Here is a 24,920-nt window from a genome sequence, read left to right as displayed (position 1 = left end):
GGCACTTCTCCCATCTCCGGTACATAGAATGGCCCGGAGGTGTTGCCCTGTGGGTGTCATATGGGATGGGCTGCTGGCTGCCGCCTGCGCGGTGGGGCTGGCCTTCGTGCTCTGGTGGAGCTTTGGACTTCTGCTTCGGCCGCTGCCCGGCTGGGAGACAAAAATCATTCTGCCTGGACGGGGAACGGGGGAGGAGCTGGAACAGCAGGTGCGCTCTTTCCTCTGGCTGCGGGGCCTGGGGCTGGTGCGCTGCCCGGTGGTCATTGCGGACATCGACCTTACCCCGGAGGGCAGGCAGTTGGCCCTGCGCCTGGCCGCCCGGTGGCCTGGGGTCATTTTGTGGCCGGTGGATGACCTGCCTGATTACATAAGCCGAACCTAAAACCGATCAAACAGGGAGGAGGCGGAACCCGTGGAAGAACAGGAAGTGTTGGAGGGAGCCGTCTCCTCCATTATTTTTCAAAATGAAGAAAACGGCTATACCATTTTGCGCATGGACCTCCATGGGGAGGAGATCACCGTGGTGGGCACCATGCCCGGAGTGGCACCAGGGGAATATCTGTCTGTCCGGGGCAGTTGGACTCGCCACCCCACTTACGGGCCCCAAGTACGGGCGGAGACGGTGGAGCGCCGCTTGCCTCAGGGGCTGAAGGAGATCTTTCATTATCTGTCCTCCGGGGCGGTGAAGGGTGTGGGAAAGGCTACCGCCCGCCGGATCATGGAGGAATTTGGGGAGGAGGCCCTCTCCATTCTGGAGGACGACCCCGAACAGCTTACTCGCATTAAAGGCATTACGCTGAAGCGGGCCCGGCAGATTGGAGAGACCTTCCGCCGGCAGATGGGAATGCGGAGGCTGATGGAATTTCTCACCGAGCATCAGCTCCCTCTGGAGCTGGCCGCTCCCCTCCACCGCAGCTATGGAGACCTGGCTTTGGAGGTGGTGCGGGACAACCCTTACCTGCTGGTGGGGGGAGAGTTTGAGGTGGAGTTTTCCCAGGCGGACGCCCTGGCCCTGGAGCTGGGGGTAGGGGCGGAGGACGCCCTGCGCCTGGAGGCAGGGCTTATTTTTGAACTTACCCATAATAGCCTCAATAACGGACATATCTTTTTGCCCCGACGTAAGCTGGTGGAGGCAACAGGAGTTTTGCTGGACGTGCCTGGCAGCTTGGTGGAGGAGCGGCTGGAGAGCCTGCTGACCCGAGGAGACGTGGAGCAGGAGCATATTGCCGGACAGGATGCGGTGTATCTGCCTGCCCTCTATGAAGCGGAGACCTTTGTGGCACAGCGCATTGGGGAGATGAGCACGCGGGAGCTGCTGCCCCCGGAGCATTTCGAGGAGCTGATGGACCAGATTCAGCGCCGGCAGCACCTGACCTATGCCCCCCAGCAGCGCCAGGCGGTGCGTTTGGCGGCCGGCCGTCAGGTCATGCTTCTCACCGGAGGTCCGGGTACCGGCAAAACCACCTGCCTGCGGGGGGTGCTGGCCCTGTTTGAACACATGGGGCTGGAGACCTCCCTGGCGGCCCCCACGGGCCGGGCGGCCAAACGTCTGGGAGAGCTTTGCGGGACGGAGGCTTCCACCATTCACCGGCTTCTGGAGACGGGGTTTGATCCCCACACGGGGCGGCTGGTATTTACCAAAAATTCCTACGATCCCCTGAAAGCACGGGCAGTTATTGTGGATGAGACCTCCATGGTGGACCTGCCCCTTATGGCTGCCCTGCTGGATGCGCTGGAGGATGACTGCCGTCTGGTGCTGGTGGGCGACCCGGATCAGCTGCCCTCGGTGGGACCTGGAAATTTGTTTGCCGACCTGATCCGCAGCGGTGTGGTGCCCACTGTCTGCCTGACCGAAATATTTCGTCAGGCGGCCCAGAGTGCCATTGTCCGCAACGCCCATATGATCAATCACGGACAACTACCCGACCTGCGGAGAAATGAAGGGGACTTTTTCTTCCTCAGCCGCCGGGAGGGCCAGTCTGCCCTGGACACCATTGTGGACCTGTGCCGGCGCCGGCTCCCCGAACGCATGGGGATTCCTCCCGATCAGATTCAGGTGCTCTCTCCCACCCGGCGGCGGAGCACCGGAACGCGGGCGCTCAATCAGGCCCTTCAGCAGGCCCTGAATCCCCCTCTGGAGGGGAAAGAGGAGCGCCGCTTCGGCGACTGGGTCTACCGGGAGGGAGACCGGGTGATGCAGGTGCGCAACAACTACGATGTCCTCTGGCGGGAGGAGCACGGAACAGACTCGGGCATGGGAATGTTCAACGGGGATATTGGCATCATCCGCTCCATTGAGCGGGAGGTCATCACCGTGGATTTTGAGGGAAAGATCGTGGAGTATTCTCCGGATATGCTGGGGGAACTGGAGCCCGCCTTTGCCGTTACGGTACATAAGGCCCAGGGCAGTGAGTACCGGGCGGTCATCCTGGCTGCTTTGGATGGGGCACCTATGCTGATGACACGGGGAGTTTTGTACACTGCGGTCACCCGAGCCAAGGAGCTGTTTATTTTGGTGGGGGATGAGCAGGTAGCAGCCCAAATGGTGGCCAACAACCGGCAGACCCGGCGCTATTCCGGCCTGCGTGCCAGATTGGCAGGAGAATAAAGAAGCAAGGCGCGGCCAATTTTGGCCGCGCCTTGCTTCCTATAAAGCGTTTTTACAAATCGTCTCTGGGCCGGGCACTCATTTCCCAGAACCGGAGCTCGTGAAGAGAACACTGGTAAAAAATCTCTCGGCAGCGGTCCCTGCGCTGAGGCTCCAGGTCCCGGCATACCGTATTGGTAAAATCCGCCCACTGGGCGGATACCGTTTCATACTGGTTTCCGGCGTAGTCCCGGACAAAGGGCCAGTAGGGAGTTTCCGTTACCTCAGGACAGCGGCGGATGAGTTCTCCAAAAATCCAGCCGTAGCTGAGCATGCAGGGGAGGCAGGCCATCATGCACTCAGCGGCCCCCTGCCCCTCACGGGCGGCAGTGATCATGTAGTCTACATAGGCCCGGTTCTCCGGCCGGAGAGGGAGGGACTGGATGTCCCGGTCGGTGAGCTGGTAGCGTTGCAGGTAGTATTGACGGGTGCGGTCCTCGCTCTCCCGGATAAAAGAGAGCAGGGAATAATAGCTGCGGATCTCATCCATGTCGTGGGAATGGAGAATCCCCCAGGCAAACACCTTGGAATATTCCCGGAGATAAAGGCTGTCATCCACAAGGTAGCTTTTGAAACAGGCCTCATCCAGGGAGCCGTCTCCGATGCCCTGAACAAAGGGCGTGTCCAGGCAGCGTTTCCAGATGGGAAGGCTTTGGGTAATGCATTCTTCCAGAAAAGTCATGGGTGGTACCTCCTGTGAGGACTAGGGTTTGGTGCGGAAATCGGGGATACAGAAGGCGTGGTTGAGCGGTCCGCTGCCATGGCCCAGGTCCAGCATAGCCTCCAGCGCACCGGAGATATAGTCTTTGGCCCGTTCCACTGCCTGTTCCAGAGGATAGCCCTTGGCCAGGTTGGAGGCGATGGCGGAAGAGAGTGTACAGCCGGTGCCATGAGTGTTGGAATTCTGAATCCGGCGGCCCTGAAACCAGACAGAGCGGCCCTGGTGCCACAGCAGGTCGTTGGCGTCGTTAAGGTTGTGGCCTCCCTTACAGAGAACCGCACAGCCGTAGCTCTCCCCAATGGTCTGAGCGGCACGTTCCATGTCCTCTGGAGAGGAGATGCGAAGGCCGGACAGGACTTCAGCCTCCGGAATGTTGGGGGTGAGAACTTCGGCCAGAGGGAGCAAAAGCTCCTTCAGAGCTGCCACAGCTTCCTGGGAGATGAGCCGGGAACCGCTGGTGGCCACCATCACCGGGTCCACAACGATATGTTTGGCCTGATAGGCCCGGAGTTTCGCTCCAATTACCTCAATGAGAGGGGTGGAGGAGACCATACCGATCTTGACCGCATCGGGGAAAATGTCGGTAAAGACGCAGTCCAGCTGCTGGGCCAGAAAGTCCGGGGTGGATTCCAAAATACCATAGACGCCGGTGGTGTTCTGGGCCGTCAGGGCGGTGATCGCGCTCATGGCATATACGCCGTTGGCGGTCATAGTCTTGATGTCGGCCTGGATTCCGGCGCCTCCGCTGGAGTCACTTCCAGCGATCGTCAATGCGGTTTTCATACAAAAACTCCTTTCCCTTTGGTCGCATTGAAGTTTTATAGCGCGGCGGCAGGTGGTGCCCCCAAGCCGTCGCGTCGTCGGAGCAAGTTCCATATCGCTCTCTTTGTCTGGTGGACAAAGTTCGCTCATTTCACTGCTCCTCCTCTCCGGCCCGTACCCACTGACGTTGGGCTACGGGCCGGTAACAGCCTGCGGCTGTTGATATTTTATATAAGCGGGAAAACGCACTCATTTCGCTGCTCCGTCTTTCCAAATCGCACCCGCTTTTGCTGGGCTGCGATTTGGGGACGGAGAAGTGTCGCGTTGTCGGAGCAAGTTCCCTATCGCTCTCTTTGTCTGGTGGACAAAGTTCGCTCATTTCACTGCTCCTCCTCTCCGGGGTGCACCCGCTTTCGCTGGGCTGACCCCGGTGACGGCCAATGGCCGCCAGCTTTTTATGTTTATTTAAACATCTTGCAGCTCCCGGAGGAAACTAGGGTCGTCCAGCCGGGGCAGATACCAGCGGCAGAGGCGTTTCAGCTCCGCCTGCTCCTCACGGGCGGAGGGGTCGTAGACCCCGGCTACCCAAAAGCCAGCCTCTTTGGCGGTGTGGGCGGCATGAAGGGCGTCCTCAAAGACCAGAATTTCCCCCGGTTCACCGCCCAAGCGGCGGGCGGCCTCCAGGTAGATGTCCGGGCGGCTTTTGGAGCCGTATTCCCCGCAGCTGATGGCGAAGTCAAAATAATGCCACAGGCCCAGACGTTCCATGGCCTCCTGGGCTTGAAAGGCCTCGCTGGCGGTGGCAATGCCGCAGGGAATTTCCCACTGGGCCAGGTGTTCCAGCAGCGTCTGTGCCCCCGGCTTTGGAGGGACGTTATCCCGGTATTCTCCGCTGACCAGGTTGTTGACCTCCTGCAAAATCTCCTCGGGGGTCTGGGTGAGGTGAAAACGGCTGATCAGATACTCCGCCGCCTCCTCCCGGCTCAACTTTGCCAGAGCCTGGGGGAGGTCCTCCGGAGGGTCGCCCCCCAGCTTGCGGATCAGTGCCCCAGGAACCCAGTCCCAGATGTACATGGAGTCCAACAACGTGCCATCCAGATCAAAAATAGCCCCTTTGAGCTTCATTTGGACACCATCTCCTGGGTGAGAGTCCGAAGCTCCCGAGCAGCAACTTCAATGTCCGGTTGGGCGTAGAGTGCAGAGACCACGGCGATGCCGCAGATGCCGCTGCCGGAGAGCGCATTTACGTTATGTTTGGTGATCCCACCAATGGCCACCACTGGGATGTCCACCGCCTGGCAGATATCCCGGAGGGTGTCATAGCTCACCGCATCGGCATCGTCCTTCGTGCCGGTGGGGAACACAGCTCCCACACCCAGGTAGTCTGCCCCGGCCGCCTGAGCCCGAAGGGCCTGCTCTACCGTCTGGGCGGAGACACCCAGAATCATGTCAGGGCCGATTTTGGAGCGGACCTGTCCTGCCTCCATGTCGTGCTGGCCCACATGGACTCCGTCGGCCTCCACTTCTACGGCCAGGTCTACATCGTCGTTGACCAGGAAAGGGACTTTATATTGTTTACATAACGCCTTCAACTCCAGGGCTTCCGCCAGAAAAGCGTCCCGGTCCAGGTGCTTTTCCCGAATCTGAATCATGGTGGCTCCGCCCTTCAGGGAGTCCTCCACCTGCTCCTTTAAGGTGCGGCCGCCCAGCCAGGTCCGGTCAGTGACGGCATAGAGAAGCAGGTCCTTTTTATCGCACTTCATACTTGGCCCCCTTGTCCAGAGTTTCGGCGTCCATGTGGAAGATGGCGTCGATGATCCGGTTGCGGTAGGTGGAGTTGCCATCGGTGGGAGCCATGTTGGCCCACCCGATCTCTCCGGCAAGACCCATGGAGGCCACGGCGGCTGCCACGGCTTCCAGCTCATTGCCGGGGTTGGCCAGCACGTAGGCGGTGGTGAGGCCGGACAACTGGCAGCCAGTTCCGGTAATTTTCCCCATTTCCGGCCGTCCATTTCGGATGACATAACACCGATCCCCGTCGGCCACCAAGTCGATGGCTCCGGTAATGGCGATGATGGCCCCGGTTTTGGCGGCCATGGCCTTGGCAAAGGCTACAGAGGCGTCCAGGTTTTTCTCAGTCACCGCATCGGCCACATCGGCGTCCACCCCACGGGTGCTGCCTGAGCCGGCGGCCAGGGTCTTGATTTCTGAGATGTTGCCCCGGATGACGGTAAACTTGACTTCCTCCATCAGCTTTAGCGCGGTCTGGGTGCGCAGGGCACTGGCTCCGGCCCCCACGGGGTCCAACAGGACGGGGTGGCCCAGAGCGTTGGACTTTTTTCCGGCGGCAAACATGGAGGGGATGGTATGTTGATTCAGGGTGCCGATGTTGATGTTCAGCCCCCCGCAGATGGATGTGATGTCCTCCACGTCCTGGATGTCATCGGACATGATAGGGCTGCCTCCGCAGGCCAACAGAATGTTGGCCACATCGTTGACGGTGACGTAATTTGTAATGTTGTGCACCAGAGGGGAGGCCTGGCGCACCTGGTCCAGACAGGTTCCGAGCATAGATTATTCCTCCAGAATAAAAATAAACCGTGGGATGATCCTTCCTTAGAAAGACAGTCCCACGGTATTTACCGGAAAAACGATCTCCCTACGTTGGCATTACCCAAATCAGGTCACAGGTCGAAGCGCACAGCTTCCTCTCAGCCCGTTTGCGAGCTCCCTTATTGTCCAGCCATTGTCCCACGGCTTTGGGCATTATTATAGTACGAAAAAAATGGGATTGCAAGATGATTTTTCCTTGGGTATGATAGAGAAAAAGGAGGAGAGACTATGACAGACCAGGAACTGGTGCAAAAGGCAATTGAAATGCAACGTTTTTCCTATGTGCCCTATTCTCATTTCCCTGTGGGCGCGGCGCTTTTGTGTGAAGATGGGCGGGTGTTTACCGGATGCAATGTGGAAAATGCCGCTTACGGTTCCACCATCTGTGCCGAGCGTACCGCCCTGCTGAAGGCGGTCAGCGAGGGGTGCCGGTCGGGATGGACAGCGATCGCCATTGCAGGGAAGGGGAGCGATTACTGCTGGCCCTGCGGCTCCTGCCGTCAAATGCTCTATGAATTTGCTCCAAACCTCCGGGTTCTGGCCGCAAGGGGGGACGGGAAGTTTGTGGAGATGGAGCTTTCCAAGCTGCTTCCCAACGGCTTTGGGCCCCAGGCATTGAATTGATTGTACAAAGTTTGTATAAAAAATTTGTCCCCTGGTCAAACTACCTGCGCAACCCCATTGAAGGAGGTGGTCTGACATGGTAATGGACAAAATTGCCCTGACGCTGCTGATCATCGGCGGCCTGAACTGGGGCAGCGTGGGTCTGTTCCGGTTCGATCTGGTTGCCTTTGCCTGCGGAGGCTCCGCAAGCATGATCAGCCGCGTCATCTACACCCTGGTGGGTCTGTCCGCCGTCTGGTGTGTGACCCTGCTGTTTCGGGACAAGGACCCGGTGGAAGACCGGAGCTGACCTGGAATTGAAAAACTCCAGTGAGAAAACAGAGGCTTGGAGCGGTTTGCTCCAGGCCTCTGTTTTGATTTTACGTGGATTTAACATAACTGCGGTTTCGCATTTTACATTCCTTTTTTATACTGAGCACCGTAAGCCAAGCAAGACCAAAATGTAAAACAAAAAAGGAGTACTTAACAATGAAAAAACTGACTTGCCTGGGCCTGTCCATTGTTATGGCCCTGTCCCTGCTCACCGCTTGCGGCGGCGGCGAGACTTCCACTGCCGGCTCTGAGACTGGCAGCACCCCCACCAGCAGTGCCGCTCAGAGCGCTGAGAACAACGGCGCCACCCAGGAAATCACCGGTACTGTGAACACCGATGGTTCCACCTCCATGGCCGACGTGATGGCCGTTCTCCAGGAGACCTTTAAAGAGGTACAGCCCGGCATCAATGTAAACTACACCGGTTCCGGTTCCGGCTCCGGTATTACCAACGTGCTGAGCGGTACTGTGGACATCGGCCTTTCTTCCCGTGCCCTGAAGGCTGAGGAAGAGGAGCAGGGCGCTGTGGGCCACATTGTGGCTCTGGACGGCGTGGCGGTTGTGGTCAACCCCGAGAACACCGTGGCCGACCTGACTGTGGAGCAGATCGCTAAGATCTTCTCCGGCGAGATCACCAACTGGTCCGAGGTGGGCGGTGCTGATGCTGAGATCGCCGTATTCGGCCGTGAGTCCGGCTCCGGCACCCGCGGTGCCTTTGAGGAGATCGTAGGCGTGGTGGATGCCTGTGCCTACACCAATGAGTATTCTTCCACCGGTGATATGGTGGGCGCCGTGGCCGGCAACCCCAATGCCATCGGCTATGCCTCCCTGTCCGCTGTGGACGAGAGTGTGATTGCGGTGAAGGTCAACAATGTGGCTCCTTCTGAGGCCACGGTGAAGGACGGCACCTATGAGATCCAGCGTCCCTTCGTTATGTTCACCAAGGAGGGCACCGAGCTCTCCGAGGCTGCCCAGGCTTTCCTGGATTACGCCATGAGCGCTGAGGTGGCTGAGTACATCGCCGCTGCCGGCGCGGTGTCTCCCCAGGCCTAACATGCCCAAAGGCTTCAAAGCAAGCCCCCCGCGGGGGGCTTGCTTTGAAATGTGCCTCCCCCGTTGAAACAAGCTCCGCAGAGAATCCGGGGCTTGTTTCAGCTGAGGAGCTGGATTTTATAGGAAAAGGTTGATAACAATGAAAGATCACACGCTCACTGTCCCACCAAAGGGGGCGGTAAAGGGAAAAAAGGCGATGGAGCGGGGCATGCAGGGGCTTTTCTTTGTGTGCGGATTCATTGCCATCGTCTTTGTATTGCTCATAACCATATACCTTATCGTCTCAGGATTGCCCGCGATCCGGGAGATCGGGCTGGTGGAGTTCCTCTTTGGCACTCGCTGGGAGTCCACCAACAAGACGGATCCCGCCTTTGGGATTCTGCCCATGATTCTCACCTCTATCTACGGCACAGCGGGTGCGATTCTCATTGGCGTTCCCATTGGGTTTCTCACGGCGGTCTACCTGGCAAAGGTAGCCTCTCCCAAGGTGGCGGGCGTGATCCGTCCGGTGGTAGACCTGCTGGCCGGTATCCCTTCGGTGGTGTACGGCTTGGTGGGCATGATGGTGCTGGTCCCCTGGATTCGGGAGACCTTCCACACCCCCGCCGGGGAAAGCCTGCTGGCAGCCATTGTGGTGCTGGCCATTATGATTCTGCCCTCCATCATCTCCGTGTCGGAGACCGCATTGAAGGCAGTGCCTCGGGAGTATGAGGAGGCTAGTCTGGCCCTGGGTGCCACGGAGCTGGAGACCTACTTCCGGGTGAGTGCCCCGGCAGCTAAGAGCGGCATTGCCGCCGCGGTGGTGCTGGGTGTGGGCCGGGCCATCGGTGAGGCCATGGCCATTTTGATGGTGGCCGGTAATGTGGCGAATATGCCTACGCTGCTCTCCAGCGTCAAGTTCCTGACCACCGGCATTGCCAGCGAGCTGTCCTACTCCAGCGGCCTGCAGCGCCAGGCGCTGTTTTCCATCGGCCTTGTGCTGTTCCTGTTCATTATGTGTATTAACGTCCTGCTGAATGTCTTTTTGAAGCGGGACAAGGAGGACTAAGGATATGACAAAAACCATGGTGGGAAATCCGCCCGTTTCGGTGGCAAAGGCTAGCGGGCTTTCGCCCTGCCGCCGGGCCTATGAGATCGGCATGCGCACCTTGATCTATCTGGCGGCCGGATTGGTAGTGGCGCTGCTGATCTTCCTGCTGAGCTATATTTTTTACAAAGGAATCCCCAATTTGACCTGGGAGTTTCTGACTTCCGCGGAGAGTGTGCTCAAAGGTGTGGAGGGTATTCTGCCCGCCATCCAGAACACGATTTATGTCATTGTTGCCACCCTGGTGGTAGTGCTCCCCCTGGGGGTGGGCGCGGCCATCTATCTGACGGAGTACGCCTCCAACCACCGTCTGGTGACGGCCATTGAGTACGCCACCGAGACCCTGGCCGGTATCCCCTCCATCCTCTACGCCCTGGTGGGATCGCTGATCTTCTGCCAGACCCTGGGCCTGGGCAAAACACTGATCGCTGGATCCATGACCCTGGTCATTATGACGCTGCCCACCATCATCCGCACTACGCAGGAATCGCTGAAGACGGTGCCCCAGAGCTACCGGGAGGGATCTCTGGGCCTGGGAGCCGGCAAGTGGCACATGATCCGCACGGTGGTGCTTCCCTCCTCGGTGGATGGAATTGTCACCGGGTGCATTCTGGCCATCGGGCGCATTGTAGGCGAGTCCGCGGTACTGCTTTATACCGTGGGCATGAGCATGTCCATGCAGGAATACTTCCGGGACGGACTGTCCAGCCTGCTGCAGAGCTCCGGCTCCACCCTGACCGTGGCCCTCTATGTCTACGCCAAAGAGCGGGCGGACTTTGATCTGGCCTTCTCGGTAGCGGTGGTGCTGCTGGTCATCACCCTGATGATCAATCTGGCCGCCAAGCTGGTGGGCAGAGGACTGAGAAAGAATTAAAGGTAGGTATTGTATCGATGAGTGAACAGATTGTCCTCAGGGCTCAGGATCTGAACCTGTACTATGGGGAAAACCACGCCCTGAAATCCATCAACATGGACATTCCCGAGCATGAGATCACCGCCCTCATCGGGCCCTCCGGCTGCGGCAAGTCCACCTTTCTGCGTTCCATCAACCGTATGAACGACCTTATTCCCAGTGTGCGTATTGAGGGTTCCCTCTACTACCGGGATGAGGACATCTACGCCCCCGGACGGGATGTGACGGACCTGCGCCGGCGCATCGGGATGGTCTTTCAAAAGCCCAATCCCTTCCCTATGTCCATCTATGACAACGTGGCCTACGGCCCCCGTACCCACGGCATCCGAAACAAGGTAAAGCTGGATGAGATCGTGGAGCAGTCCCTTCAGGGCGCGGCCATTTGGGACGAGGTAAAGGACCGGCTGAAAAAGTCCGCTCTGGGCCTGTCCGGCGGACAGCAGCAGCGCCTTTGCATCGCACGGGCCCTGGCTGTAAAGCCGGACGTGCTCCTGATGGACGAGGCCACCTCCGCCCTGGACCCCATTTCTACCGCAAAGATCGAGGACCTTGCCGCCGAGCTGAAAAAAGATTATACTATCATCATGGTGACCCATAACATGCAGCAGGCCGCCCGTATCTCCGACAATACCGCCTTCTTCCTGCTGGGTGAACTGGTGGAGTTTGGCGAGACGGAACAGATCTTCTCCATGCCCAAAGACAAGCGCACGGAGGATTACATCACCGGGAGGTTTGGCTGATATGAGAAACCATTTTCACGAACAGCTGGAGCGGCTCAATGTGGAGCTGATTGAGATGGGAGCTCTGTGCGAGGAGGCCATCTCCGCAGCCACAAAGGCCTATCTGGAGGGAGACCGGCAGCTGGGGGCACGGGCAGCCTATCTGGAACAGGAGATTGACCACAAAGAGCGGGACATTGAAGGCCAGTGTATGAAGCTCCTTCTGCGCCAGCAGCCTGTGGCCAGCGACCTGCGCGCCGTTTCCGCTGCCATGCGGATGATCTCTGACATGGAGCGCATTGGCGACCAGGCCAGCGACATTGCAGAGATTGCACGGGATATGAAGCGCAGCAGCGTCATTGGGGAGGTCCCTGTGGGTGACATGGCACGGGCGGCCATCGGCATGGTCACCGACAGCGTGGACGCCTTTGTACGCAGCGACCTGAAGCTGGCCCATGCGGTCATTGCACGGGACGACCAACTGGATGGGCTCTTTTTAACGGTTCGGGAGAAGCTCACGGACCTGATCGCCCAAGGGCGGGATGGCGGGCTTTGCCTGGATCTGCTCATGGTGGCCAAATATTTTGAACGCATCGGTGACCACGCCTGCAACATTGCCCAGTGGGTGGAATATGCCATCACCGGGGAATATGAAGAGGACTGAACAAGCAGAGAAAGCGGGGAAATCCATTGATTTATATCTTAGAGGACGACGCCAGCATCCGTAAGCTGGTGGTATACACCCTGAACAGCCAGGGAATGGAGGCGGAGGGCTTTGAACGGCCCTCCCAGTTTTGGCGCGCCCTTGGAGAGAGAAAGCCTGATCTGCTTTTGCTGGACATTATGCTCCCGGAGGAGGATGGACTGCAGGTGCTGAAGCGCCTGCGGGATGACTCTGCTACCCGGAAGCTCCCCGTTCTCATGCTCACAGCCAAGAGTACCGAATATGACAAGGTGCTGGGCCTGGACCAGGGAGCGGACGACTACATTGCAAAGCCTTTTGGTATGATGGAGCTGATGGCCCGCATCCGGGCCGCCCTGCGCCACAGTGCCCCGGAGGAGGAGCGGGGCATATGTCGGATCGGACAGCTTTCGGTAGACCCCAAGCGGCACATTGTCCAAGTAGGGGACCGGGAGGTAACCCTGACCCTGAAGGAATTCCAGCTTTTGGTCCTGCTTATGGAACGCCAGGGGACCGTGTTTACACGGGATCAGCTTCTCAATACCATTTGGGGCTATGAATTTGATGGGGCCAGCCGCACGGTGGACGTGCATATCCGGACCCTGCGCCAAAAGCTGGGAGAATGCGGCAGCTATATTGAGACGGTGCGGGGCGTGGGGTACAAAATCTCCGGGGACTGAGCCCCCGGCGCCCCTGCCCTACGGGGCAGCGCCGGAACTGTGAGGAGAAGAATATGACGAAAAAAATCTTCCGCAATTGTCTTGCGGTGGGAATTTGGGTATTCCTGCTGTCAGTGGCCCTGTTTATGGGGATGCTGTATCAGTATTTTAGCGGACGGCTGACCACCGAGCTGGAGAATGAAGTCATTTTGGTGGCCCGTGGAGTGGAGACCATGGGAATGGATTACCTGGAAGGGCTGCGGGCATCCAACCGCATTACCTGGGTGGATCAGGATGGAACGGTGCTTTATGACAACACCGCCGATGCCTCCACCATGGAGAATCACGCTGACCGGGAGGAAATCCGGGAGGCCATATTGGGAAGCCAGGGAACCGCACGGCGGGAATCGGCCACCCTTTCCCAGCGCACCATCTATGTGGCCCAGCGCCTGGAGGACGGCACAGTGATCCGTCTGGCCGGGCAGCAGCACACAGTAGTCCGGCTGCTGCTGTCCATGGTGCAGCCCATTTTGCTTATCCTGGTGGTAACCATGGCTTTGGCAGCGGTGCTGTCCGCCCGGCTGAGCCGGGGCATTATCCGGCCCGTTCTGGAGCTGGACCTGGAGCACCCCGAGGAGCACAATGCGGTCTATGACGAGCTCTCTCCGCTGCTCACCCGCATCCGCCGACAGAATGATACCATTCAGAACCAGATCGAGCTGCTGCGCCAGCGCCGCCAGGAGTTTACTGCCCTTACCGAGAATATGTCCGAGGGCTTCCTGCTGCTGGACCACAAGGGGCGGGTGCTGTCCTATAACACCGGAGCCTTGAAGCTTCTGGGGGCCCAGGCCCCGGCCGAGGAGGCCAACGTCTTTACTCTGGACCGCTCCGAGCCCTTCCGCCAAGTGGTCAACCAGGTGTTGGAGGGCAACCGCTGCCAGGGACATCTGGAGCGGGGAGGACGGAGCCTTCAGCTCCTGGCCGACCCGGTATTGCGGGAGGAGGACTGTGCCGGCGCGGTGCTGGTGCTGCTGGATGTGACGGAGAAAGAACAGGGAGAACAGATGCGCCGGGAGTTTACCGCCAATGTCTCCCACGAGCTGAAAACTCCGCTTACCTCCATTTCCGGCATGGCCGAGATTATGAAAGATGGTCTGGTACGGCCGGAGGACGTCACCGGCTTTGCTGCGGACATCTACAAGGAGAGCCAGCGGCTGATCCATCTGGTAGAGGACATTATCCACCTTTCCCGTCTGGACGAGGGAGGAGACAACCTGCAGAAGGGAGAAGTAGCCCTGCTGGAGCTGTCCCGGACCGTGGGAGAGCGGCTGCGTCCCATGGCCGAGCAGAGAAAGGTCACAGTGGAGGTCACCGGAGAGGAGCAGAAAATTTTAGGGATTTCCTCTGTGGTGGAGGAGATGCTCTACAATCTGCTGGACAACGCTATCAAATATAACCACCCCGGAGGAAAGGCTGCTGTGACTGTATCCGGGGAGAAAGACTGGGCTGTGGTGAGTGTACAGGACACCGGGATCGGGATCCCTGAGGAAGACCTGAACCGGGTGTTTGAACGCTTTTACCGGGTGGATAAGAGCCACTCCAAAGAGATCGGCGGTACCGGGCTGGGACTGTCCATTGTCAAACATGCCGCTGCCCTGCACAATGCCCAGGTGGAGCTGGACAGTACCCCAGGGCGGGGGACCACAGTGCGCCTGCGCTTTCCGAAATAAGATCCTGTACCCATGAGGCCGGTCCTGTGACCGGCCTCTTTTGCTGCGGTGGCGGTTTGAACCGTGGAAAAAGAGGGAACCATAAATTTTTGATCCGGTGGGAACTTTTTTGAGAAACTGCCGTCCAACCACTCGGAAGCAAAAAACCAGGGGGAGTTTCCCCCACGAGAAAAGGAGAATTTAACCTATGAAAAAGATTTTGACTCTTGCCCTTGCTCTGGCCCTCACGGTAACCGCTCTGGCCGGCTGCTCCGGCAAGTCCGGTTCTGCCAATTCCGACAAGACCCCTGAGGAGCTCACGGAGCTCTATTCCTCCGCTATCACCGACAACGGCGGAGAGATGGTGGAGTATAACCCTGTATTTACTGAGGTAAAGGAGGATGATATGTCCGCCATTATTCTGGATAACCTGGGGCTGCTGGTGGAGGACATGAAGGCCTTTGCGGTGAGTTCCTCTGTGATGAACGTGCAGGCCTACGGCATTGCCGCAGTTATGCCCGCCGAGGGGAAGTCTGAGACGGTGACCAATGCCCTCCAGAGCTATATTGATGCCCAGAAGGCCAGCTTCGAGCAGTACCTGGCTGACCAGTATGAGGTGGCCAACAGTGCCAAGCTGGAGACTTTAGAGGATGGCACCATCCTGATGGTTATGTGTGAGGACCAGGACACGGTCTTTGACGCCATCTCTGCCGCCATCCTGGCTGACTGAGACAGACCGCTGATACAGACACCCCGGCTTCTCACAGAGAGAAAGCCGGGGTGTTTTTTGGAAAGAATGTGAAAAAATAAACAAAGAAAGAAAAGAATTTTCACCAATGATTGTTATTTATTACTAAGTATGCTATAATATCCAAAAGCAATATTTTAAATGACAGGAGGTCTGACCATGAACGCACTGCACATCCGCCATCCCAATAACCCCAAAATGGAGGTGACCGTCTATGATGGGCACTTCGCCACCCGTCATTCCCACAACACCCACTACATTGACATTACCCGCATGAAGCACGAGCACACCATGGCGCGGGAAGCGGCCATGTGGCTGTCCCAGCGGTATGCCTATGAGAAGGGTGTGGATACCATTGTCTGTTTGGACGGAAGTGAAGTCATCGGGGCGTTTTTGGCCCGCCACCTGGCTAAGGGAGACCGGTTCAGCGTTAACCAGGACAAGAACATCAACGTGATTACCCCGGAGTATGACTCCAACGGCCAATTGATTTTCCGGGACAACCTGGCCCCAATGGTCTCGGGGAAAAACGTACTGATCCTCATCTCTACGGTCAATTCCGGCAAAACGGTGGCCCGCAGCCTGGAGTGCGTACAATATTACGGCGGCCAGGTCCAGGGGATTGCCGCCATCTTTACCATGCTGGAACAGGTGGGAGATATCCCGGTGTACAGTCTCTTCACTCCTGCGGATATTCCCGGCTATGCCAGCTACCAGCCAAAGCAGTGCCCCATGTGCCAAAAAGGCCAGAGAATTGACGCCCTGGCCAACAGCTACGGTTTCTCACAGCTATAAATACTGGAAAGGTTCTTCGCCGCCCCGGATAATACCGGGGCGGCTTCTTTTGCCTGTATGCATAAAAATGAATATTCAACCGGAATATACCATAGAATATTCATTTTTGTTGAATATACACGGAAATAAATTGGGGTAATTTGAATAATCATGCAAATAAACCTCTTGCATTTCCAACCTGGGCGTGGTAGACTGTTCCCATCGAACAAAGCACGGCGCCCAGGACACGGACCTGCGGGAGAAGAGAGAACCGCTGTGCTGAATTTTGGAGGGAATGTACTATGTCTCAGGTAAAAAAAGTTGTGCTGGCCTATTCCGGCGGTTTGGATACTTCCATCATCATCCCCTGGCTGAAGGAAAACTATGACGATCCCGAGATCATCGCCGTCTCCGGCGATGTGGGCCAGGGCACCGAGCTGGATGGCCTGGAAGAAAAGGCCATCAAGACCGGCGCTTCCAAGCTCTATGTGGAGGACCTCACCGATGAGATGGTGGACGAGGTCATCATCCCCTCGATGATGATGGGTGCCAAGTATGAGGACTACCTGCTGGGCACTGCCTTTGCCCGGCCCATCATTGCCAAGCGCCTGGTGGAGATCGCCAAGGCCGAGGGTGCCGACGCCATCTGCCACGGCTGCACTGGCAAGGGCAACGACCAGGTCCGGTTCGAGCTGGCCATCAAGCGCTTTGCCCCTGAGATGAAGATCATTGCCCCCTGGCGTGAGTGGGATATCAAGGGCCGGGACGAGGAGATCGACTACGCTGAGGCTCACAACGTGCCTTTGAAGATCTCCCGTGAGACCAACTACTCCAAGGATAAGAACCTGTGGCACCTGAGCCACGAGGGTCTGGATCTGGAGGACCCCGCCAACGAGCCCCAGTATGACAAGCCCGGCTTCCTGGAGATGGGCGTGTCCCCCGCCATGGCCCCTGACAAGGCCACCTATGTGACCCTGGACTTTGAGAAGGGCTGGCCCGTGGCCATCGACGGCGAGAAGATGAAGGCCAGCGACATCATCCGTAAGCTCAACGAGCTGGGTGGTCAGAACGGCATTGGCCTGCTGGACATCGTGGAGAACCGGCTGGTTGGCATGAAGGACCGGGGCGTCTATGAGACTCCCGGCGGCACCATCCTCTACCGGGCCCACGAGGTGCTGGAGATGATCACCATCGACAAGGACACCAAGCACATGAAGCAGAAGCTGGCTGTGGATTTTGCCGATCTGGTTTACAACGGCAAGTGGTTTACCCCCCTGCGGGAGGCCCTCCAGGCCTTCGCCGTGGATACCCAGAAGTATGTCACCGGCACCGTGAAGCTCAAGCTCTACAAGGGCAACATCATCACCTCCTCCGTCACCTCTCCCTGCACCCTGTACTCTGAGAACCTGGTGACCTTTGAGGAGAGCGACTATGACCAGAAGGATTCCCAGGGCTTCATTAACCTCTGGGGCCTGCCCGACAAGGTTCAGGCCTTGAGAGAGCAGGGGAAACTGTAAGAAATCAGGAAGTCATCAGATAGGAGATAGAAGATAGGAGATAGGAGTTGTGCGTTATGCCGCAACATCTCCTATCTCCTATCTCATCACTTCTATCTTTTGTTATAGTGAGGTAATGCAATATGAAACTCTGGGCTGGACGGTTTCAAAAGGAGACCGATACCCTGGTAAATGACTTTAACTCCTCCATCGGCTTTGACGCCCGGCTTTATAAGCAGGACATTGCCGGTTCCATTGCCCACGCCGCCATGCTGGGCAAGCAGGGCATCATTGAGGAGCACGAGGCCGAAAAGATCATCGAGGGCCTGAAAGCCATCCTGGCTGACATTGAGGACGACAAGGTGGAGTTCTCCCTGGATAACGAGGACATCCACATGAATATTGAGGCCCTGCTCACCCAGCGCATTGGGGATGCGGGCAAGCGTCTGCACACCGGCCGTAGCCGGAATGACCAGGTGGCTGTGGATACCCGCCTCTATGTGAAGGAGGAGATCCCTGTCATCATCAAGCAGGTGCTGGATCTGGAGCAGGTGCTCATCAAGAAGGCCAAGGCCAACCTGGACACCGTCATGCCCGGCTACACCCACCTCCAGCGGGCCCAGCCCACTACCTTTGCCCACTACATGATGGCTTACGCCAATATGTTCAAGCGGGATGTGACCCGGCTGGAGGACTGCCTGGAGCGGCTGGACGAGTGCCCTCTGGGTGCCGGCGCCCTGGCCGCCTCTACCTATCCTCTGGACCGGTTTGCCACCGCCCAGGCTCTGGGCTTCAAAAAGCCCACCGACAACTCCATGGACTCCGTCTCTGACCGGGACTATGCCATCGAGCTGCTCAGCTGCCTGTCCATTCTCATGATGCACTTGTCCCGGTTCTCTGAGGAGATCGTGCTGTGGTGCTCCTGGGAATTTAAGTATGTGGACCTGGACGATGCCTACTCCACCGGCTCCTCCATCATGCCCCAGAAGAAGAATCCCGATGTGGCCGAGCTGGTCCGGGGCAAGACTGGCCGGGTGTACGGCTCCCTGGTCACCCTGCTGACGGTGATGAAGTCCCTGCCCCTGGCCTATAACAAGGACATGCAGGAGGATAAGGAGGCCCTCTTTGATGCCATCGACACGGTGGAGCTGTGCCTGCCTGTGTTCGGGGCTATGCTGGACACCCTCACGGTCCGGCCCAAGAATATGGCCAAGGCTGCTTCCGGCGGATTTATCAACGCCACCGACTGCGCCGATTACCTGACCAAGAAGGGGCTGCCCTTCCGGGAGGCCTATATGATCGTAGGCCGGCTGGTCAATATGTGCATTAAGACCGGGGATACCCTGGACACCCTGGCTCTGAAGGACTTCCGGGCCATTTCCTCCCTCTTTGATGAGGATGTGTACGAGGCCCTGGCCCTGAAAACCTGCGTCAATGAGCGCAAGGTCTATGGTGGTCCCAGCAAGGAGTCTGTGGAAAAACAGATTGCTCTCATAGAGGAGTTTGTCAATTCCAGAGCTTGATGATAAAATAGTTCCAAACCCCGAACGCAATCTCAAAGAAAAGAGTGGAACGCATGAATAAACCCAAGGTATATATCGACGGTAAGGAGGGCACCACCGGCCTGCAGATCTATGAGCGGCTGGGAGGCCGGGAGGATATTGAGCTGCTGCTCATTGACGAGGACAAGCGGAAGGACACCCAGGAGCGGAAGAAGTTCCTCAATGCCGCCGACCTGGTGTTCCTGTGTCTGCCCGATGCTGCCGCTGTGGAGGCGGTGTCCCTCATTGAGAACCCCAAAACCAAGGTCATTGACGCTTCTACCGCCCACCGTACCGCCCCAGGCTGGGTCTACGGTTTTGCCGAGCTGCTGCCCGGACAGCGCCAGCGGATCAAATTTGCCGGGCGGGTGGCCAATCCCGGCTGCCATGCCACAGGATTTTTGTCCACTGTGGCCCCCCTAGTGAATCTGGATATCCTGCCCAAAGACTACCCCCTGGCCTGCTATTCCCTGACGGGATATTCCGGAGGAGGAAAGAAGCTTATTGCCGAGTATGAGGCCCCTGACCGGGACCCCCGGCTGGCTTCCCCGGCCCCTTACGCACTGGGCCTTCAGCATAAGCACCTGCCGGAAATGCAGACAGTGGCTGGCCTGGCTTTCCCGCCGAATTTCCTGCCGGTGCTGGGAGATATCTACAAGGGAATGACCACCTGTGTTATGCTCCAGAACAGCCTTTTGAAGGGAAACCCCAGCGCCTTGGATATCCGGGACCTGCTGTGCAATTACTACCAGGATCAAAAGCTGGTGCGGGTGGCGGAGTTTGGCGGTAACGGTCCCCGGCTCTATACCAACGAGCTGGCAGGGAAGGACTATTTGGAGATCACCGTCTCCGGTCATGGGGACCAGACCCTGCTCAGCGCCCAGTTTGACAACCTGGGCAAGGGAGCCAGCGGAGCCGCCGTTCAAAACATGAACCTGATGCTGGGCTTTGAGGAGACTGCGGGACTGAACGTGGACTAACGTGGGCCGTGCCCAATAATTTGGAATGAAAAGGTGAGTATCATGTTGAAAGAGATTTCCGGCGGCGTGTGTGCCGCCCAGGGCTTCCGGGCCGGCGGCGTCCACTGCGGCGTCAAGGCCAGCAGCAGCCCGGATAAAAACGATCTGGCCCTCATTCTTTCGGAGAAAGAGTGTACCGCCGCTGCCACCTACACCCTCAACCGGGTGAAGGCCGCCCCCATCTATGTGACCATGGACCACCTGGAAAACGGCGTGGCCTGGGGCGTGGTGGCCAACAGCGGCAACGCCAACGCCTGCTGCCCCATGAGCCACGAGAATGCTGAGGCTATGTGTGTTTCTGCCGCCCAGGCCACCGGCCATGAGCCTGAGGACTTTGTAGTGGCCTCTACCGGCGTCATTGGCCAGACCATCAACATCTCCGCCATTCAGGCTGGCATGCCCAAGGCTGCCGCTGCCCTCAGTGCTGACGGCTCCGACGCCGCGGCCAACGCCATCATGACCACCGACACGGTGAAAAAGGAGATCGCCGTCTCCTTTACTCTGGGGGACAAGGAGGTCAAAATCGGCGCCATCGCCAAGGGCTCCGGCATGATCCACCCCAACATGGGCACTATGCTGGCCTTTATCACTACTGACTGCGCCATCACTCACGAGATGCTCTCTGAAGCCCTCCACGATGTGGTGGGTCGGACCTTCAACCGGGTCACCGTGGATGGGGACACTTCCACCAACGACACCTGTGTGGTGCTGGCCAATGGCATGGCGGGCAATGCCCTTATCGAGTGGAAGGACGAAAACTATGGGACCTTCCAGCAGGCGCTGGAATATGTGTGCCGCTACCTGTCCCGTGCCATCGCCGGAGACGGCGAGGGAGCCAGCAAGCTGGTCACCTGCAAGATGATTGGCGCCCGCAGCGAGGAGAGCGCCGAGCGCCTTGCTAAGGCGGTGGTGGGCTCTTCCCTGGTGAAAGCAGCTATGTTCGGCGCCGACGCCAACTGGGGACGGGTGCTGTGTGCCATGGGTTATTCCAAGGCGCCCTTCCGGCCCGAGCATGTGGACGTGTCCTTCCAGTCCTGCGCCGGGGAGATCCTGGTTTGCAAGCAGGGGGACGGACTTACCTTTGATGAGGATAAGGCTAAGGAGATCCTGTCCCAGAAGGAGGTCATCATCGCAGTGGTCCTCCATGAGGGAGAGGAGAGCGCCGAGTGCTGGGGCTGTGACCTCACCTATGATTACGTGAAGATCAACGGGGATTACCGCACTTAAAGTCCAGGGGGGACCCGTTCCCCTGAATATAAAAACGGTTTTGCCTAAACCGTTTTTGATGCCCCCTCGCCTTTGCCCGCAAAGGCGGTCGTGGCCGCCCTGCCACGGGTCGGGGGGGTCTGCGGCGAAATGCATTCGCCTTTGAACTGATTTAAAAATTCGCCTGCGGCGAATTAGAAAAGCACCAATATGAGGGAGAGAAGATCAATGTCTTTTAACGAAGTGGATCGCGCTCAGGTACTGGCCGAGGCGCTGCCCTATATCCAAAAATTCTACGGCAAAACCATCGTAGTGAAGTATGGCGGCAACGCCATGATCTCCCAGGAGCTGCGCCACGCCGTCATTTCCGACATCGTCCTGCTGTCCCTGGTGGGCATCCGGGTAGTGGTGGTACATGGAGGCGGCCCTGAGATCAGTGGTATGCTGAAAAAGGTGGGTAAGGAGTCCAAATTTGTGGACGGCCTGCGCTACACCGACGAGGAGACCATGGAGATCGTCCAGCAGGTGCTGTGCGGACAGGTGAACAAGGACCTGGTGGCCACTCTGAACCGCACCGGCGGCCGGGCTCTGGGCCTGTGCGGCATGGACGGCGGGCTGTTCCAGGCCAAGAAGCTGGATGAGAAGTACGGCTTGGTGGGGGAGATCCGCCATGTGGACCCCCGCCCGGTGACCGATGCCCTCTCCAACGGCTACATCCCCGTGGTGTCCACGGTGGCCCAGGGAATGGATGCAGAGGTGTCTTACAACGTGAATGCCGACACCGCCGCGGCCAAACTGGCTGTGGCCCTGGGGGCGGAAAAGCTCGTGCTCCTCACCGATGTGCGGGGGCTGCTCCGGGACCCCAAGGACGAGAATACCCTCATTTCCGAGCTCCAGCTCTCCTCCGTCCCCGCTCTGGTGCGGGAGGGAGTCATCACCGGGGGCATGATCCCCAAGGTGGACTGCTGTGTGGAGGCGGTGCGCTCGGGCGTAAAGTCCGCCGTCATTCTGGACGGCCGGGTGGAGCACTCCATCCTCATCGAGCTGCTCTCCGATGCGGGCATCGGCACTATGCTGATCCAGTAAGAGAGCCTGCCTTTTGAAGCAGGCTTGCCTGAATACATAGAAAGGGGTCCGCAACATGACCTTTGAAGAAATCAAAGCCCTGGATGAACAGTATGTGATGCACGCCTACGGGCGGTTCCAGGTGGCTATGGACCACGGCAAGGGGGCCACCGTATGGGATGTGAATGGCAAGAAGTACATCGATTTTACTTCCGGCATCGGCGTGTGCTCGCTGGGTTACGCGGATGAAGGCTGGCAGCAGGCCATTGCCGCCCAGACGGCTAAGCTGGGCCACATCTCCAACCTTTTTTACACCGAACCCTATGCAAAAGTGGCCCAGAAGCTGTGCACCCGCACCGGGATGAGCAATGTGATGTTTGCCAACTCCGGCGCGGAGAGCAACGAGGCCATGATCAAACTGGCCCGGAAGTATTCTTATGACAAATACGGCAAGGGGCGCGGGACCGTCATTACCCTGCGTAATTCCTTCCACGGCCGCACCATCACCACCCTGGCCGCTACGGGCCAGGACAAGTTCCATGACTATTTCTTCCCCTTTACCGAGGGGTTCCGCTACGCCAATGCCAACGATCTGGACAGCGTAGAGGAAGTGGCGGGCCACGATGTCTGCGCTGTGATGATGGAGCTGGTCCAGGGAGAGGGAGGCGTACTGCCTCTGGACAAAAAGTTTGTCCAAGGGGTAGCTGACCTGTGCCAAAAGCGGGACTGGCTGCTGCTCATTGACGAGGTGCAGACCGGCGTGGGCCGCACAGGCACCTTGTTTGCCTTCCAGCAGTATGACATTTCCCCGGATGTGGTGTCCTTTGCCAAGGGCATCGCCGGTGGTTTGCCTTTCGGCGGCGTAATGGCCAATGAAACGTGCCGCAATGTCTTTAGCCCCGGCACCCACGGCACCACCTTCGGCGGCAACCCCGTCTCTGCCGCCGCTGCCTGCTATGTGCTGGACCGGATCGACGACAATTTGCTGGAGCAGGTGAAGGAGAAAGGGGCCTACATCCGTCAAAAGGTGGAGGAAATGAACCTGCCCTGCCTGGGCAAGACCCTGGGGCTGGGCCTGATGATCGGCGTGGAGGTCAAGGGCGAAAAAACCAACCGTGAGCTGGCTGCCGCTCTCATTGACAACGGCCTTTTGTGCCTCACTGCCGGAGCGGGGCTGCGGTTCCTGCCCCCCCTGGTGATCACCAGAGAAGAGATGGATGAGGCTCTGGCCATCTTCCAGCGTACTCTCAGTCCGTTCAAAGGAGTGTAATACCCAATGACAAAAGATCTTTTGAAGCTGCTGGACCTGTCCAAGGAGGACATTGTCCAGATTCTGAATACTGCCGACCAGCTGAAATATGACCAAAAGCACCGCATTCCTCACGACTACCTCCGGGGAAAGACCCTGGCCATGATTTTTGAGAAAAACTCCACCCGCACGCGGGTGTCCTTTGAGACCGGAATGTTTCAGCTGGGGGGCCACGCCCTGTTCCTCTCCGGCAAGGAGAGCCAGATTGGCCGGGGGGAGCCGGTGGAGGACACTGCGCGGGTTCTGGACCGGTACTGCGATGGCATTATGATCCGTACCTTTGCCCAGGAGGAAGTAGAGAACCTGGCCCGAAACACCAAGATCCCCGTCATCAACGGCCTGACCGACTTCTGCCACCCCTGTCAGGTGCTGGCCGACCTGCTCACCATCCGGGAGTATAAGGCGGTGCTGGAGGGGCTGAAGCTGTGCTACATCGGCGACGGCAACAACATGGCCAACTCTCTTATTGTAGGCGGCCTGAAGATGGGAATGGAGGTGTCTATCGCCTGCCCCGAGGGCTATGATCCCGACCAGAAGGTGCTGGACTTTGCCAAGAGCGACCCTGGCCACAAGTTCTCCCTCTACCGCACGCCGAAGGAGGCGGCGGTGGGAGCTGATGTGGTCATCACGGATGTGTGGGCCTCCATGGGCCAGGAGGAGGAACGTGCCGTCCGGGCCAAGGCCTTTGCTGGTTACCAGATCAATGACGAGCTCATGGCTTTGACCAACGAGGGCTGCATGGTACAGCACTGTCTGCCCGCCCACCGGGGGGAGGAGATCACTGCCGAGGTGTTTGAAGCTCATGCCCAGGAAATTTTTGACGAGGCAGAGAACCGTCTCCATGCCCAAAAGGCGGTTATGTACCTGCTGATGAAAGACAAAGAAGACTGAACTGTCAAAAAAATTGACGAAGAGGCAAGAAAAAAGATATAAGTGCCTGACAATAAAGATGGGAAAATCGTAATTTAATGCGGTTTTTCCATCTTTTTTATTTAAATTGCCAGGAAATAGAATAATAATTTTTTACTTTAAAATATTAATTCGCTAGACAAAAAATTAGTCAATGTGACGAAGAATAGCGAGAAGCATTGCATTATACTTGCATTAAGAGTATAATTATCTTTGTTAAGAAGCTGCAAAGATGAAATGAGGAGTCCTGCAAATAAAAGTCAAGTCCTAAAATGAAAAAAATCCCGCAAAGTTTGCGAGATCAAAAAAGCGCAACAAATCAAGCTGGAGAAAAGACTTCCACCAGCTGGAG

Annotated in this window: 25 protein-coding genes and 1 riboswitch; of the genes, 20 read left to right on the top strand and 5 right to left on the bottom strand. The window is 57.9% G+C overall.

Features of this window, described 5'->3' with window-relative positions; translation table 11 throughout:
• Positions 1-49 precede the first annotated feature (49 nt).
• The gene (locus ACTQ3R_RS11935) at positions 50-382 is read left to right on the top strand and encodes a hypothetical protein (protein WP_441779794.1); all 333 of its coding nucleotides are present in this window, start codon (positions 50-52) and stop codon (positions 380-382) included.
• A gap of 30 nt (positions 383-412) precedes the next feature.
• The gene (gene recD2 / locus ACTQ3R_RS11930; RefSeq protein ID WP_441779793.1) at positions 413-2,608 is read left to right on the top strand and encodes an SF1B family DNA helicase RecD2; all 2,196 of its coding nucleotides are present in this window, start codon (positions 413-415) and stop codon (positions 2,606-2,608) included.
• A gap of 52 nt (positions 2,609-2,660) precedes the next feature.
• Here the strand turns inward: recD2 and ACTQ3R_RS11925 are convergent, their stop codons facing one another.
• The 5 genes from ACTQ3R_RS11925 to thiM all read right to left on the bottom strand — a co-directional run bounded on the left by ACTQ3R_RS11925 (position 2,661) and on the right by thiM (position 6,701).
• Positions 2,661-3,329, bottom strand: coding sequence for a TENA/THI-4 family protein (locus ACTQ3R_RS11925; RefSeq protein ID WP_441779792.1), 669 nt, complete (start codon positions 3,327-3,329; stop codon positions 2,661-2,663).
• A gap of 21 nt (positions 3,330-3,350) precedes the next feature.
• The gene (thiD, locus tag ACTQ3R_RS11920) at positions 3,351-4,151 is read right to left on the bottom strand and encodes a bifunctional hydroxymethylpyrimidine kinase/phosphomethylpyrimidine kinase (protein ID WP_441779791.1); all 801 of its coding nucleotides are present in this window, start codon (positions 4,149-4,151) and stop codon (positions 3,351-3,353) included.
• Between the two features lie 444 nt (positions 4,152-4,595).
• The gene (locus tag ACTQ3R_RS11915; RefSeq protein WP_441780087.1) at positions 4,596-5,255 is read right to left on the bottom strand and encodes an HAD family hydrolase; all 660 of its coding nucleotides are present in this window, start codon (positions 5,253-5,255) and stop codon (positions 4,596-4,598) included.
• A complete protein-coding gene (thiE, locus tag ACTQ3R_RS11910; protein WP_441780086.1) occupies positions 5,252-5,893 on the bottom strand; it encodes a thiamine phosphate synthase in 642 nt (213 codons plus the stop codon). The genes ACTQ3R_RS11915 and thiE overlap by 4 nt, the downstream gene beginning before the upstream one ends.
• On the bottom strand, positions 5,880-6,701 hold the full coding sequence (thiM, locus tag ACTQ3R_RS11905) for a hydroxyethylthiazole kinase (RefSeq protein ID WP_441780085.1): 822 nt from the start codon (positions 6,699-6,701) through the stop codon (positions 5,880-5,882). The genes thiE and thiM overlap by 14 nt, the downstream gene beginning before the upstream one ends.
• Positions 6,702-6,768: 67 nt before the next feature.
• Positions 6,769-6,874, bottom strand: a riboswitch (TPP riboswitch).
• A 97-nt stretch (positions 6,875-6,971) separates the two neighbouring features.
• On the opposite strand from thiM, the gene cdd reads away from it, so the two are divergent.
• The 18 genes from cdd (at position 6,972) to argF (ending at position 24,550) form a co-directional block, all read left to right on the top strand.
• Entirely contained in the window at positions 6,972-7,367 is a 396-nt protein-coding gene (gene cdd, locus ACTQ3R_RS11900; protein WP_441780084.1) for a cytidine deaminase, read from the top strand.
• Between the two features lie 76 nt (positions 7,368-7,443).
• Positions 7,444-7,656, top strand: a complete 213-nt coding sequence (locus ACTQ3R_RS11895; RefSeq protein WP_441780083.1) for a DUF378 domain-containing protein — start codon at positions 7,444-7,446, stop codon at positions 7,654-7,656.
• A gap of 179 nt (positions 7,657-7,835) precedes the next feature.
• The gene (locus tag ACTQ3R_RS11890; RefSeq protein ID WP_441780082.1) at positions 7,836-8,732 is read left to right on the top strand and encodes a phosphate ABC transporter substrate-binding protein; all 897 of its coding nucleotides are present in this window, start codon (positions 7,836-7,838) and stop codon (positions 8,730-8,732) included.
• 139 nt (positions 8,733-8,871) lie between these two features.
• Positions 8,872-9,780, top strand: coding sequence for a phosphate ABC transporter permease subunit PstC (pstC, locus tag ACTQ3R_RS11885; RefSeq protein WP_441780081.1), 909 nt, complete (start codon positions 8,872-8,874; stop codon positions 9,778-9,780).
• A 4-nt stretch (positions 9,781-9,784) separates the two neighbouring features.
• Entirely contained in the window at positions 9,785-10,693 is a 909-nt protein-coding gene (pstA, locus tag ACTQ3R_RS11880; protein ID WP_441780080.1) for a phosphate ABC transporter permease PstA, read from the top strand.
• A 17-nt stretch (positions 10,694-10,710) separates the two neighbouring features.
• Positions 10,711-11,472 (top strand): phosphate ABC transporter ATP-binding protein PstB, encoded by a 762-nt coding sequence (pstB, locus tag ACTQ3R_RS11875; protein WP_441780079.1) that lies wholly within the window; start codon positions 10,711-10,713, stop codon positions 11,470-11,472.
• A gap of 1 nt (position 11,473) precedes the next feature.
• Positions 11,474-12,115, top strand: coding sequence for a phosphate signaling complex protein PhoU (gene phoU, locus ACTQ3R_RS11870; RefSeq protein ID WP_441780078.1), 642 nt, complete (start codon positions 11,474-11,476; stop codon positions 12,113-12,115).
• A gap of 26 nt (positions 12,116-12,141) precedes the next feature.
• A complete protein-coding gene (locus ACTQ3R_RS11865) occupies positions 12,142-12,813 on the top strand; it encodes a winged helix-turn-helix domain-containing protein (RefSeq protein ID WP_441780077.1) in 672 nt (223 codons plus the stop codon).
• Between the two features lie 53 nt (positions 12,814-12,866).
• A complete protein-coding gene (locus ACTQ3R_RS11860) occupies positions 12,867-14,522 on the top strand; it encodes an ATP-binding protein (RefSeq protein ID WP_441780076.1) in 1,656 nt (551 codons plus the stop codon).
• A 187-nt stretch (positions 14,523-14,709) separates the two neighbouring features.
• Complete coding sequence (locus tag ACTQ3R_RS11855) at positions 14,710-15,231, top strand: DUF4358 domain-containing protein (RefSeq protein WP_441780075.1); 522 nt, start codon at positions 14,710-14,712, stop codon at positions 15,229-15,231.
• A gap of 177 nt (positions 15,232-15,408) precedes the next feature.
• Positions 15,409-16,044 carry an orotate phosphoribosyltransferase gene (locus ACTQ3R_RS11850; protein ID WP_441780074.1) on the top strand — a complete coding sequence of 212 codons (636 nt, stop codon included), beginning with the start codon at positions 15,409-15,411 and terminating at the stop codon, positions 16,042-16,044.
• A gap of 281 nt (positions 16,045-16,325) precedes the next feature.
• Positions 16,326-17,540 carry an argininosuccinate synthase gene (locus tag ACTQ3R_RS11845; RefSeq protein WP_441780073.1) on the top strand — a complete coding sequence of 405 codons (1,215 nt, stop codon included), beginning with the start codon at positions 16,326-16,328 and terminating at the stop codon, positions 17,538-17,540.
• A 122-nt stretch (positions 17,541-17,662) separates the two neighbouring features.
• Positions 17,663-19,042 (top strand): argininosuccinate lyase, encoded by a 1,380-nt coding sequence (gene argH, locus ACTQ3R_RS11840; RefSeq protein ID WP_441780072.1) that lies wholly within the window; start codon positions 17,663-17,665, stop codon positions 19,040-19,042.
• 53 nt (positions 19,043-19,095) lie between these two features.
• Entirely contained in the window at positions 19,096-20,040 is a 945-nt protein-coding gene (argC, locus tag ACTQ3R_RS11835; protein ID WP_441780071.1) for an N-acetyl-gamma-glutamyl-phosphate reductase, read from the top strand.
• A gap of 42 nt (positions 20,041-20,082) precedes the next feature.
• A complete protein-coding gene (gene argJ, locus ACTQ3R_RS11830; protein WP_441780070.1) occupies positions 20,083-21,306 on the top strand; it encodes a bifunctional glutamate N-acetyltransferase/amino-acid acetyltransferase ArgJ in 1,224 nt (407 codons plus the stop codon).
• Positions 21,307-21,513: 207 nt separating this feature from the next.
• A complete protein-coding gene (argB, locus tag ACTQ3R_RS11825; protein ID WP_441780069.1) occupies positions 21,514-22,371 on the top strand; it encodes an acetylglutamate kinase in 858 nt (285 codons plus the stop codon).
• 55 nt (positions 22,372-22,426) lie between these two features.
• Positions 22,427-23,620, top strand: a complete 1,194-nt coding sequence (locus ACTQ3R_RS11820) for an aspartate aminotransferase family protein (RefSeq protein ID WP_441780068.1) — start codon at positions 22,427-22,429, stop codon at positions 23,618-23,620.
• A gap of 6 nt (positions 23,621-23,626) precedes the next feature.
• The gene (gene argF / locus ACTQ3R_RS11815) at positions 23,627-24,550 is read left to right on the top strand and encodes an ornithine carbamoyltransferase (protein ID WP_441780067.1); all 924 of its coding nucleotides are present in this window, start codon (positions 23,627-23,629) and stop codon (positions 24,548-24,550) included.
• The last annotated feature ends 370 nt before the right edge of the window (positions 24,551-24,920 follow it).

It is taken from the genome of Lawsonibacter sp. LCP25S3_E2 (assembly GCF_052117285.1).
Lineage (GTDB): Bacteria > Bacillota > Clostridia > Oscillospirales > Oscillospiraceae > Lawsonibacter.
The sequence above is the reverse complement of the archived record's forward strand: the minus strand, read 5'-3'. Positions and strand labels throughout refer to the sequence as shown.

Excerpts from the sequence above, each read along its gene's own strand:
- ACTQ3R_RS11925 (WP_441779792.1), bottom strand. The coding sequence starts at position 3,329 with ATGACTTTTCTGGAAGAATGCATTACCCAAAGCCTTCCCATCTGGAAA.
- thiD (WP_441779791.1), bottom strand. The coding sequence starts at position 4,151 with ATGAAAACCGCATTGACGATCGCTGGAAGTGACTCCAGCGGAGGCGCC.
- ACTQ3R_RS11915 (WP_441780087.1), bottom strand. The coding sequence starts at position 5,255 with ATGAAGCTCAAAGGGGCTATTTTTGATCTGGATGGCACGTTGTTGGAC.
- thiE (WP_441780086.1), bottom strand. The coding sequence starts at position 5,893 with ATGAAGTGCGATAAAAAGGACCTGCTTCTCTATGCCGTCACTGACCGG.
- thiM (WP_441780085.1), bottom strand. The coding sequence starts at position 6,701 with ATGCTCGGAACCTGTCTGGACCAGGTGCGCCAGGCCTCCCCTCTGGTG.
- cdd (WP_441780084.1), top strand. The coding sequence starts at position 6,972 with ATGACAGACCAGGAACTGGTGCAAAAGGCAATTGAAATGCAACGTTTT.
- ACTQ3R_RS11895 (WP_441780083.1), top strand. The coding sequence starts at position 7,444 with ATGGTAATGGACAAAATTGCCCTGACGCTGCTGATCATCGGCGGCCTG.
- ACTQ3R_RS11890 (WP_441780082.1), top strand. The coding sequence starts at position 7,836 with ATGAAAAAACTGACTTGCCTGGGCCTGTCCATTGTTATGGCCCTGTCC.
- pstC (WP_441780081.1), top strand. The coding sequence starts at position 8,872 with ATGAAAGATCACACGCTCACTGTCCCACCAAAGGGGGCGGTAAAGGGA.
- pstA (WP_441780080.1), top strand. The coding sequence starts at position 9,785 with ATGACAAAAACCATGGTGGGAAATCCGCCCGTTTCGGTGGCAAAGGCT.
- pstB (WP_441780079.1), top strand. The coding sequence starts at position 10,711 with ATGAGTGAACAGATTGTCCTCAGGGCTCAGGATCTGAACCTGTACTAT.
- phoU (WP_441780078.1), top strand. The coding sequence starts at position 11,474 with ATGAGAAACCATTTTCACGAACAGCTGGAGCGGCTCAATGTGGAGCTG.
- ACTQ3R_RS11860 (WP_441780076.1), top strand. The coding sequence starts at position 12,867 with ATGACGAAAAAAATCTTCCGCAATTGTCTTGCGGTGGGAATTTGGGTA.
- ACTQ3R_RS11855 (WP_441780075.1), top strand. The coding sequence starts at position 14,710 with ATGAAAAAGATTTTGACTCTTGCCCTTGCTCTGGCCCTCACGGTAACC.
- ACTQ3R_RS11850 (WP_441780074.1), top strand. The coding sequence starts at position 15,409 with ATGAACGCACTGCACATCCGCCATCCCAATAACCCCAAAATGGAGGTG.
- ACTQ3R_RS11845 (WP_441780073.1), top strand. The coding sequence starts at position 16,326 with ATGTCTCAGGTAAAAAAAGTTGTGCTGGCCTATTCCGGCGGTTTGGAT.
- argH (WP_441780072.1), top strand. The coding sequence starts at position 17,663 with ATGAAACTCTGGGCTGGACGGTTTCAAAAGGAGACCGATACCCTGGTA.
- argC (WP_441780071.1), top strand. The coding sequence starts at position 19,096 with ATGAATAAACCCAAGGTATATATCGACGGTAAGGAGGGCACCACCGGC.
- argJ (WP_441780070.1), top strand. The coding sequence starts at position 20,083 with ATGTTGAAAGAGATTTCCGGCGGCGTGTGTGCCGCCCAGGGCTTCCGG.
- argB (WP_441780069.1), top strand. The coding sequence starts at position 21,514 with ATGTCTTTTAACGAAGTGGATCGCGCTCAGGTACTGGCCGAGGCGCTG.
- ACTQ3R_RS11820 (WP_441780068.1), top strand. The coding sequence starts at position 22,427 with ATGACCTTTGAAGAAATCAAAGCCCTGGATGAACAGTATGTGATGCAC.
- argF (WP_441780067.1), top strand. The coding sequence starts at position 23,627 with ATGACAAAAGATCTTTTGAAGCTGCTGGACCTGTCCAAGGAGGACATT.